General features: G+C 37.8%; 9 protein-coding genes. 5 read left to right on the forward strand and 4 right to left on the reverse strand.

All coding sequences use genetic code 11. The features are described from left to right. Positions 1-35 precede the first annotated feature (35 nt). The 4 genes from FRZ67_RS01340 to FRZ67_RS01355 form a co-directional block, all read right to left on the reverse strand. Positions 36-4,868, reverse strand: coding sequence for a fibronectin type III domain-containing protein (locus FRZ67_RS01340; RefSeq protein ID WP_147187812.1), 4,833 nt, complete (start codon positions 4,866-4,868; stop codon positions 36-38). A gap of 497 nt (positions 4,869-5,365) precedes the next feature. Next, entirely contained in the window at positions 5,366-5,830 is a 465-nt protein-coding gene (locus FRZ67_RS01345; RefSeq protein WP_147187813.1) for a GNAT family N-acetyltransferase, read from the reverse strand. A 10-nt stretch (positions 5,831-5,840) separates the two neighbouring features. Beyond that, the gene (locus FRZ67_RS01350) at positions 5,841-6,785 is read right to left on the reverse strand and encodes an FAD-dependent oxidoreductase (RefSeq protein ID WP_147187814.1); all 945 of its coding nucleotides are present in this window, start codon (positions 6,783-6,785) and stop codon (positions 5,841-5,843) included. Positions 6,786-6,973: 188 nt separating this feature from the next. Next, complete coding sequence (locus FRZ67_RS01355) at positions 6,974-7,804, reverse strand: hypothetical protein (RefSeq protein ID WP_147187815.1); 831 nt, start codon at positions 7,802-7,804, stop codon at positions 6,974-6,976. Between the two features lie 258 nt (positions 7,805-8,062). Between FRZ67_RS01355 and FRZ67_RS01360 the strand changes: the two genes are divergently transcribed. The 5 genes from FRZ67_RS01360 (at position 8,063) to FRZ67_RS01380 (ending at position 11,589) form a co-directional block, all read left to right on the forward strand. Then, entirely contained in the window at positions 8,063-8,530 is a 468-nt protein-coding gene (locus tag FRZ67_RS01360) for a hypothetical protein (RefSeq protein ID WP_147187816.1), read from the forward strand. 57 nt (positions 8,531-8,587) lie between these two features. Beyond that, positions 8,588-9,148, forward strand: a complete 561-nt coding sequence (locus tag FRZ67_RS01365) for an RNA polymerase sigma factor (RefSeq protein WP_158638278.1) — start codon at positions 8,588-8,590, stop codon at positions 9,146-9,148. Further along, positions 9,145-10,365 carry a hypothetical protein gene (locus tag FRZ67_RS01370; RefSeq protein ID WP_147187818.1) on the forward strand — a complete coding sequence of 407 codons (1,221 nt, stop codon included), beginning with the start codon at positions 9,145-9,147 and terminating at the stop codon, positions 10,363-10,365. The genes FRZ67_RS01365 and FRZ67_RS01370 overlap by 4 nt, the downstream gene beginning before the upstream one ends. Before the next feature lie 236 nt (positions 10,366-10,601). Then, a complete protein-coding gene (locus tag FRZ67_RS01375; RefSeq protein WP_147187819.1) occupies positions 10,602-11,066 on the forward strand; it encodes a hypothetical protein in 465 nt (154 codons plus the stop codon). Between the two features lie 43 nt (positions 11,067-11,109). After that, positions 11,110-11,589: a hypothetical protein gene (locus FRZ67_RS01380; protein ID WP_147187820.1), complete on the forward strand. Its 480-nt coding sequence runs from the start codon at positions 11,110-11,112 to the stop codon at positions 11,587-11,589. Positions 11,590-11,665 lie beyond the last annotated feature (76 nt).

An 11,665-nucleotide genomic window follows, 5' to 3' on the forward strand; every position in this document is an offset into this window, starting at 1 on the left:
ATCACGATGGCCCTGTTTAAAGATCAAGCTTAAAGTTAATATTTCACAAATTTTGTATTATAGATAATACTGCCTTCTTTAGTGATGACGGTTACAAAATAGCTGCCTGCGGTGAGCCTGCTTACATCGATCTTAGTGTTTGCTGCGCCTTTTTGCTGCATGATGGTTCTGCCGTATACATCCGCTATTTTGATGACAGATTGTTCCGGCATTTTTGTGGTTGCTATATTTATGATCGTGTGCGCCGGATTTGGATACACCTTCATGCCGCTTTTGCTTTGTTGTGCAATAAGCGATGATGCATCTTTACTGCTTGGGCCTGTGCCCTGAACGGCTCTTAAGGTGTAGCAGGTTGATGCATTGTATTCATTTGCATTGGCACCGGCTACTTTAATATAATGTGTGCCTTTGGCGACTGTGATTGTGATGCTTTCATTTGCTGTGCCGGTATTTATGGAACTGCCGGTGAACTTCTGATTGACATTATAAGTATAGATATTATAATCTGCAGGCAGATTGGTAAGTGTTACCGTTATAGGACCTGGTGCAGGGATAGTAAGTTTGTAATAATCCACATCGCCTGATGCATTGATGGTTCCATACACATCTGTACTGAATGGTATATCCACTGCTGTAGCAAAATTATTATTATTTGCAGTAGTATCGAATTTGCCGGGGCAGGTTGCACTTGTGGTAAATGAAGTAGTATTATAAGCACTGCTACCTGATGCGCATACAGCTTTTACACGCCATTCATAATTTGTCTCGCTTAGTAAACCGCTGACATTTACTGAAGTGGCTGTGGTACCTGAGGCTACATTAATCCAGTTTTGTGTATTGGTGGCACGGTATCCTGCTGTATAACCAAGTGCTCCGCTTACTGCAGTCCAATTGAAGGTGGCTGATGAAGCTGTAATATTGGTGGTAGTTAATGTTACCGGCACACCGCAACCTACTGCTATTAATGTGGTAAATTGTGCAGTAGTGTAATTGCTGGTATTGCCATATATACAGTTTGTTCTCACCCTCCAGTCGTAGGTGGTATTAGCATTTAAGCTGCTTAAGTTAACGGAAGTAGCCGTGGTGCCTGTTGCAGCATTGACCCAGTTGATTGATGCCGCATCTTTATAATCTATATCATAGCTTGCTGCTCCTGTTACGGCACTCCAGCTAATAGTCGCTGTTGATGAACTAATGGCTGATGATACAAGGCCTGATGGGTCATTACATACCGGTGTGGCGGTGGTGAACTGTGAGGTTGAATAAGCACTACTACCTGATGCGCAATTCGTTTTCACTCTCCAGTCATAAACTGTGCTATAATTTAAACTGCTTAAGTCTACAGAGATAGCTGTAGTGCCTGTTGCCGCATTGATCCAGCTACTTGATGCTGCATCTTTATAATCCACATCATAACTTGTTGCACCGGTTGCTGAACTCCAACTAATTGATGCTGATGAAGTGGTAATTGAAGACGCTGCAAGTCCTGACGGTGCTGTACTACACAATGTTGTAAACTGTGCACTGGTATATGTGGTGCTACCTGAAGAACAATTTGCTCTTATCCTGTAATCATATCCTGAACCTGTAGTTAATCCACTTAGGTTTACAGATGTTGATGTTGTTGCTGTTGCTGCATTTGTCCAGGTGCCTGTTGATGTTAATTTGTAATCGAAATCATAGCTTACCGCTCCAGAAGATGCAGACCAGCTTATAGTTGCTGAAGTATTGGTAATGGATGATGCTGATAAGCCTGTTGGAGCAATATCACATAAAGTTGTAAACTGCGCGCCAGTGTAGGAAGTACTACCTGCAGCACAGTTAGCTCTTACCCTGTAATCATAAACTGAACCTGCTGTTAAGCTATTTAGGTTTACAGATGTTGATGTTGTTGCTGTTGCTGCATTTGTCCAGATACCTGTTGATGTTAATTTGTAATCCACATCATAGCTTACTGCACCTGTAGATGCAGACCAGCTAATGGTTGCTGAATTATTTGTTACAGACGATGCAGATAAACCTGATGGTGCAACATTACACAATGTTGTAAATTGTTCGCTTGTATAAGATGTACTGCCTGATGCACAGTTTGCTCTCACCCTGTAATCATATACTGTACCTGTTGATAATCCACTCAGGGTTACTGAAGTTGATGTTGTGGCTGTTGCTGCATTTGTCCAGGTACCTGAAGAAGCTAACTTGTAATCCACAGTATAAGAAGAAGCGCCTGCAGAAGCTGTCCAACTGAGTATAGCACCTGAATTGGTAATGGAGGATGCAGACAGGCCTGATGGCGCAGCGCTACATAATGTTGTAAAATTTGTTCCGGATATATAAGCCGTGCTGCCAGATGAGCAATTAGCTCTTACTCTGAAATTATAAACAGAACTTGATACCAGGTTGGCTATGTCCACTGTTGTAGCAGTAGTTGCGTTTGCAGCCCTAGTCCAAATACTTGCTGAGCTTAATTTGTAATCAACTTTATAAGATGCTGCACCAGCTACGGCTGTCCAGCTAAGGGTTGCAGTTGAATTGGTAATATTTGATGATGTAAGGCCAGTTGGTGTAGCACTACACAAACTGGTAAACTGTGCGGTTGCATAATCTCCATTATTTAATGGACAATTTGTTTTTACTCTAAAGTCGTAAAGAGTTCCTTGCATTAACCCTGTAATATTTACGCTTGTTGAAGTAGTGGCTGTTGCTGCATTTGTCCATGCACCGGAGGGGGATATTCTGTAATCTACATCATATGATGTAGCTCCGGTTACGGCTGTCCATCCGAGTGTAGCACTGCTATTAGTGATGGATGATGCTTTCAGCCCTATAGCTGTTCCACAGGAACCTACATAGAAATTCACATTTGATATATCGTAAAAGATATTTCCTATTGCTTCTATTTTAATACGACAAGCGCCACTTGTTACATTTGGTACAGTAATCGCTTCAGTGCCGTCATTGGGTGTACTGGCGGCAAGAACATATGGGAATGTTTGCCCTCCATCTGTTGACATAGATATTTTCACATTGGCTGCAAGTGTGTTTGTACTGTTAACACTCCAGGTGATTGTTTGTGTTGTTCCGGCACCTACACTAACTGCTGTGTTGGGAGAGGTAACTGCAAAGGGTCCGGTAGTGCCGGAAACAGTTACAACCACATCATCACTGACATTAGCACTGCCGCCACTATGATTATCTCTTACTGTAAATCTAAAGTTCAATGTTCTTGATACAGATGGCAATACTTCCCATTTACCTGTATTATTACTGTCTAGTACAACCTGAAGTCTTGGAAATGATCTGGATGTATTGGTGACAGGTAAGAAAGACCTGAAGGCAGGCCCCTTCGTAGTAGTTGATGTTGGGTAGGTATTAGAATTTGTACTTGTGCCATATGCATCCATTTGTTCCCAGCAATAAGTTGGCACATCTGCTGCATCTGCATCTGTTGATGTTCCTGTTAAAATAAATGGTGTTGATTTTGGTACAGTATAATCTGATCCGGCATTGGCAGTAGGTAAATTATTGATTAAAGAACTGGTTGTACCACAAGTGTTACCCGAACCAGTTTGAATATAATCGGTTATCTGCTGAATACTAATTGCATGATAGTATGGATCACTGTGCGCCTGAAGATCTGTAGCACCCGTAATACCAGCATATCCCATAATTGTAGAAGCACTTCCAGGTTCTACCTGTGCTATTGTGCCTTCTATGCTATGCGTAAAAGTATGATTGCCACCTAACTGATGTCCCAATTCATGCGTCCAGTAATCTATGATAAGATAGTCGCCCTGATATTCTCCGTACATGTTCCATCCCCGACCTTTGCCGATAGAGCCTGAAGGTGTTTTGCAAACACAACCAATACAGCCTGCGTTGCCATTATTTTTTTCAGTATTATAATTAAGCATGTGGCCAATATCATAATTCGCATCACCTATTACACTTGTACAAGTGTTTTGGGTTTCAGTATTCCAGGTTGTTGTGGTAAAACTTGGTGTCCATGTACTAAATGGATCAGTAGTAGCGTCAAGATAAATGATACTTGTCTCATTCGATATGAGTACCAATCTTAAATTAAATTCATTTTCAAAGACTGCATTTGCCTCGGTAGTATTCGAATTCGCTACGGCTAATATAATGGCTTTCTTCAATGCTACTGTGCTTGTATCAGTTCCCGGAGCAACATCATCCAACACAGCTCTTGAATATTCTCCTGTTAAACATAAAGCCAATCTATAAGTGCGTAATACATTTGTATTTGCATTCTTGTCAGTAATTCCTCCTCCTATTGCATTGCTTAGTTGTACTTCGCTGTTTACTGTTTGATCTAATAAACATTCAAACCCGAATTTTTTAGCATCTCTTAATTCCCTGTCGTATACAATATATGATTGACTGGAACGATCTATGGAACTGATGTAAAAAGTCTTTCTCTCTGAAGACATGATCACTGCATTAAATCCCAATGGGGACATATCAAAACGAATACGGGAGCCAGGGTTATCAACACCCTGCCCTGCATATGATTTGATATTCGGAAATTTTGCAGCTAACGCAGGCTCCATAGAAGAGGCTTCCACAATCCTGAATCGCTCAATTTGCCCTTTTGAATTTGGCACCGAAATGATAAATGAAGAAGTAGCTGATGAAACACTTTTTTCTGAAGGTGCATTACGTAAGAGTTTCCTCATGGCTGATTCATTTAATTGAAATGAAACATAAGCCTGGGGTTTAAAATGTTTATGAAAAACATCTTTTCCTTTTGCGAATGAACTAGTAAGACTAATTTGCTTCCAGGGATTTTGTGCGTTTGCACAGAAGACAATCATGGCAAGAACCATGAGGAGTAATACTCTCTTCATACAGGTTTTTGTTTAAGAATTGGATTTTATCCCGATCATCACTAAATAAATTTATCCAACTATAAAGGTTGGAATAATTTAAGGAAAGACAATCAGTGAGTCCGGTTTAACTTTTGATTTAGAACATTGATTTATACAGTAAAGTAAACGTTATACTTTTTAATTTTATTTACACATTAAAGATTTTAATACTCTTTTAAAGTAATACGCATACTTAACAGTATTGACAGCCAATAAGAAACTAATAATATTTTTTTTGATACCAGCAATTGCTTACATGGCATCATCTCTTGCGAGGCAATACTTTCATCTGCAGGATAAAGATTTTGCTGAAAAATAAAACCAGCTATAAAGAGCAAAAATATATTATAGCTGAAAAGTACTTTGTTGTACAAGAGTGCGACGCAAGAGGTGATGCCACATATTATAGAGCCTGGCTCAAAAAAATAAAATTAATATTGAGTAAGAGGACACTACTTTGCAATGGAAATAAAAAATTATACAGGTATACTGCAGTTAATCCATTCAGGATCAAAAATAGTGTTGTATTTTTTGTAGAAATTTATTGCAGGCTCATTCCAGTTTAGCACCTGCCAGGCAATACCACTAAAATTTTTTTCTTTAGCTTCGGCAATAAGCGCATGGAAAAGCAACTTACCAATTCCTTTACCTCTTGCAGCTTCAGTAACAACAAGGTCTTCAAGATACATGCGCTGCCCTTTCCATGTAGAATAACGAATATAGTAAAGTGCAAATCCAAGAATATTTTTGTTTTTATCTGTATCATTTATCTCTTCGGCCACAAATGCCCACCACACGGGTTTTTCGCCAAAGCCACTTTCTTCAAAATGTTCCAGCGCAACAGTAACCTCATCAGGTGCTTTTTCATAAACAGCCAGCTCTTTTATTAATTCAAGTAACCTTTTGCAATCTTTTCTTTCTGCTTTTCTTACAATAATCATAAATATTTATTTATAAACCTTCAACGATTTTCGCTACTTCTGCTGCGCAACCAAATGCAAGTGTAAAGCCACTTCCGCCATGCCCATAATTATGAATGATATTGGTTTCTGTTTCATGCTCCACTCTTACTTCGGGCCTATATGGCCTCAATCCCGCCCAGCTACCCAATACTTTTTGCTCTTTTAAAAATGGAAATGTTTCATAAGCATTATTCAGCAAGCGGTGTATGGTTACAGGTTCTGTTTGTTCCTGCTCCACGTGTTCTTCATAAGTACCGCCAATAATAATGGCATCTTTACGGGGTACGATATACAATGGCTTTTCATTGTCAAGATATAGATGCATATCATGTAATGGTGAAAGTAATGCTACCTGTCCACGCACAGAAATTATGGAAGTATCGTTACATAATGATCTTGATCCCAGTGCTGAACAATTGATGACAAAGTCATAATCATTTGTAAGCTCAGTAAAACCTTTTATTTCCTGTTGAATAAATTTTACGCCATCTGCGGTTAATTTTTTTTGCAGAAAAGGCAAAAATATTTGCGTTTCTATAAGTGGCACCTGCACTTCGTAGCCAATAGCAATATCTTCTGGAAGTTCATATGCGTGCATCATGCGCATACTGCCTTTTGGCATAAAATCTATCCACACCGGTTCTCCATCCTCCATTCCTTTTCGCTGTACTTTGATGAGCTTTCGCATACTGATACCGGTCTCAGAACGCTTTGCCATTTCAGTATAAACCATATAGGTTTGCCTGCACCAATTTATACCACGCTTATCGTTTCGGATATGATAAGGAAACCAAAACGCTGCGGCTTTATTTGAAGTAATGTTTGGTGAAAACGCATTGGCGTAAATAGTAATATCATGCCCGTTTTCTTTTAGTAAAGATGCAGAAGACATACCGCTTATACCTGCACCTATAATAGCAATTTTTTTACCCATTGTAAATCTGAAAGCGATAAAATTATTGATTTTATGCTATCATTTACAGGTAATTTTCTTTTCAAAAAAATTAGGCGATTTCTGTATTACCAGATATAATTTTTGGGAGTCAGCTGTATGTTGCTATAAAGCTTTTGTTGCGTCGCACTCTTCAGCTGTATCAATGCAATTTGGCAGAAACAATATCTTTAATAATAGCTGAATGATATGTTATAGTTGTTATGCATGCCTATATTATCGCCATTTAAGAATACCATGTCTCCATCTTTTTTTACCGGAAGTTTATTTTGGTAAGTATACCTGTATGTAATTGCATAATTAATTCCATCGCCGGTTCTTGTTTCTTTGCATGGATTATTTTTTTGCAATACTATTCCGGGTAACAATATTAGGTGATCGCCTGATTTATGCAATAAAGAGAAATCATCTGCATTCGTATTGCTGTCATAATTTTCATAAGTGTCAATATAAAATGATTCTGCCTGTTTATCAGGTATTTCAATCCGGTGATCGATAAGTTTCGAAAGATTGCCATCTGTGTAATACTCCAGTTGCAAAGTTCTTTCCGGAATAATTCGGCTGCTTGTTTCAATAATGTTCCATGCTACTTTAATGAGTTGCTTAGAATCATTATAAGAGAAAATACTTTCTTTAAAAATAATCCCGGCTTCATTTATATAATTAATTTTTATGACCTTACCATTTTCATATACATATTGTAAGCGTTCTTTATTAACCGCTGTATTATTTTGAATCTGGATTATGCGTCCATTTAAATACGATAAGGTGTAAACGCCTGCACTGCTCTGATAATTTACTGTTGTAATAAAAGCCGAATCATCATATTCAAAATGATAGTAAGGCGATGGAAGGTTCCGTATAATCATGTCTTTCAAAAGAACCGTTTGTGTATCTACAGGCTCGCCTACAGGTAAAGGTGTAGGACCTGCAATATCTTTGTTTTTGCAACTACCTGCAAACACGAGCAATGTAATGATGATATATGAACTGTATTTCATAGCGCAGATATTATGAGCTGCAAATTGTATGGTTCTGTGCCAGGTAAACAAGTGCTGTTGTATGAACTGAAGAATATTCTGTATGTGTTGCACTTATTTATAAAAGCTGAATGAAGTAACTATCTGCACAAGTGAGTGACACAACGAAGCCTAATGAAAGATTTTCGGATGAAAAAGAAATCAAACCCAACATTCTCTTTTGGTAAGACGTATAGTATTATATCGCAGTTACATTTTTAAAACTTTCTGATTATTAATATGAAAAAGCAAAACTTGTTAGCGCTTGCTATTATTTCTCTAAGCTCTATTCTATTGCTATTGGCTTGTAATACCCCCGACCCTGCGCCATTACCAGAAAAAATTCAAAAACTTATTCAAACCAATTGGAAAATAAATGAGATAACCGTACCCAAAAAAACAGGCTCCGGTGACAGCAGTATATTATTATCATGCATGAATGATGACCTTACACTTTTTGGGTCAAATGGTGTTTTTGAATTGCAGGATGGTACACTCAAATGCGATTCAACTAATTTTTATTATAGTAAAGGTTATTGGGGCTATGACCTGAATAATGACTCTGTTCAGCTGGCCGTAATAACGCCGGCTTCAAAATATATTTCATGGAAAGTGCTTACGCTGAATGATTCTGTTTTAAAGGTGACTTATATAGACAGTCTTGTTCCTGCTAATAAAATCACAAAAACAATTTCATTTAAAAAATAATTTGAAAGGCTCTGTATTATTTATTCAATTTTGCAGCGCCTTTAAACAATCAATACTTTGACGCAGGAGGAATTACTGGTAATATTGGAAGAATGCCGGGAGAATAAAAGAGCTGCCCAGGAAAAACTGTATAAATATTTTTATACAGATATGTTTCGCCTTTGCCAAAGATATGCAGGAGATCCGCATGCTTCTTTAAGTATAGTAAATGATGCTTTCCTGAAAGTTTTTAAAAATATAGTACACTACCGCGAAACGTTGGGTCATTTTAAATCATGGCTTAAAACAATTGTAATTAATACCGCTATTGATTATTTACGCAGCCAGAAAAAAGATATAAGAGTGGTACATATAGACCATATAGAAGAGCCTGGAGATGAGGATTTTGCTTTAAAGTATCAATGGAAGCATGATGAACTGATGCAACACTTACAATCTCTTCCCAATATTACACGGACTGTTGTAAACCTGTTTGCGTTTGATGGCTATACGCACAAAGAAATTGCACAGCACCTGGATATTACAGAAACAACGAGCCGCTGGCATCTTTCAGAAGCACGTAAAAGACTAAGGGTAAGCCTGCAGTTAAACAACCCAAAAAAACTGGCAAAAACATGAGTGACGACCTGCGATATTATTTCTTTGATCAAGAGGCAGATGGTCAGCCTTCTATTTCTGCTGAAGAAGGCTGGCAACAAATGCAGCAATTGCTTAATGCTGACATGCCGCTATTATCAAAAAGAAAACCACGCCGGTATATTTTTTTTATAACAGGAGTATTAACAACAATCATTTTCCTAACAACAGCCTTGCCTTTAAAAAATTATTTAGTGCACGGTAATGAAACATCTGTTTTTAAACATAATATTATATCAAAAGCAAAGAAGCATGTTGTAGCAACGCAAGACGAAAATACTAATAACAAGATAAAAGCAACTACCGCACAGCATAGATATGTAAACCATCCTATAGGAAACCAAATGACTTCAGCAGGATTTAATGATGCAGTTATTGATTCATATAATTCCAACACTCCAAACGATATTTTAGTAAATATATATGGCGACAAAACGAAATCTAATGAAGTAACGCTTAACAACCCCCTCATTAATAAAGATACTATAAGCAGTATTACTACTAAAACGGATAATAAAGAAGAAAAAACTACTGCACAAAGCAGTGAACAAAAAAAATCAGCAAAAACTGTTTATAAAAAATGGTATTTGAATGGTGGCCTGGCTGAAAATATTTCTTTAAGCAATACTACGCATGCATTACAACCCTATCCTTTTGCAGAATTACAATACCAGTTTGTACCACGTTTTTTTGTCTCTGCATCTTTAGCTTTATTTGCTCCGGTGGGCTCAAATGCAAATGGCATTAAAAGAACAGTTTATCTAAATGACACATCTGCAGATGTAAGCAGATACAATGAAAAGCTCAATTATCAAAAATTATCTTATGCCGATCTTTCATTAACTGCCGGTATAAAATTGACCAGTAAAATATCTGTACAAAGCGGTGTGCAGTTTTCTCGCCTCTTAAGTACAAAAACCAAAACCTCTCTTGATCCATATGACTTTGATAGTAACAGGATACGCGTAACTGATGTGGGCACATTAGCTCCAATACCGTCAGCAGCTCCTGTATACAATAATATGATCGATCCCCATAAGTTGGATATAAGATACATTGCAGGCATCAGCTACAATGCAAAAAAAATCTCCTTTAGTATGCAATACCAGGCAGGTGTAAGACCTGTTCTAAAAGGCGCAGCAGTATCTTCTGATAAAAATAAATTGATTACATTAAGAGCAGCTTACCGGTTTAAGTAAGACACTATTAGCGGGCCATCAATAAATCAGTTTTAGCAAGCTTATTTTTCAGCGCAAAATAAACCTACTGTTCAAACGCATTCAGTTTGTACAAGAGTGCGACGCAACAAAAGCTCAATCATATTCTTAGCCAGGTTCTAAAACTCGCGACTGTGGATAAAAACACTTTAACAAGTTATTTGATAACATAGACGTAGTCTGGTGCGTTTCATGCATAGTATTGCAAAACAATTTTTATGCGCAAGTTTTTGATCCTCCTTATAGCACTATGCAGCACCGCAATTGTAAACGCTCAAAGCACTTATAGCCGTGCAATTGGCGTAAAAGTACCCGGTGGTTTTTCTGCTACTTATAAACAATTTCTTACAGAGACTAATAATGTGGAAGCGCAGTTAACCTTATGGAATAAAGGTTACAGGGCAAGCGCTTTGTACGAATTTAATTTTTACAGTTTTAAAAATGTTGAAGGGCTTGCATGGTTTGTTGGCCCGGGTGTACATATTGGTTTCTGGAAAGATAATTATCAAAAAGATTATAACAGCCGTGCAGATTTTGGTGTGGATGGAATTATTGGTTTTGATTATAAATTTAAAGACATCCCTGTCAATGTAAGTGTTGACTGGCAGCCAGCCGTAACACTGGTAGGCTCTGCGGGCTTTACACCATCGTACGGTGGTATAGCTGTTCGTTATACTTTTTAATCTTTTGTTGTCATAATTTTTTCACTTCAAAACAAACATCAGAATGAAAAAAATAATCTTATCAGTAATTATACTTACCACAATTTTATCAGTATCAAAAGCGCAAAGCACAGGCAGTACTTATGAGAATGCCATTGGAATTAAAATATACCCTGCCGGAATAACTTTCAAACATTTTCTAAAAGAAAACAGAGCTGTGGAAGGTATTGCATATTTCTGGAACTATGGTTCAAGAGCCACAGGCTTGTATGAATTTCATGGAGACATACCAGGTATTGACGGATTGAAATGGTATGCCGGGCCCGGTATTCATGTTGGTTTCTGGAATGATAAATGGAAAAAAGATTACCCGGTAAGAGATGCAGGTATTGCCATCGGCATAGATGGCGTTGGTGGTCTTGATTACAAGTTTAAGGCCGTACCTATAAATATCTTTGTTGACTGGCAGCCTTCTTTCAATTTTGTTGGGTACAATTATTTTGAGGCTGGATGGGGTGGAACTGGCGTTCGTTATACTTTCTAAATATATTACGCTTATTTTAAAAAAGCCACAACAAATAATGTTGTGGCTTTTGTTTTTAAAATTTCGGGCCGCGCAT

Source organism: Panacibacter ginsenosidivorans (assembly GCF_007971225.1).
GTDB classification, from domain to species: domain Bacteria; phylum Bacteroidota; class Bacteroidia; order Chitinophagales; family Chitinophagaceae; genus Panacibacter; species Panacibacter ginsenosidivorans.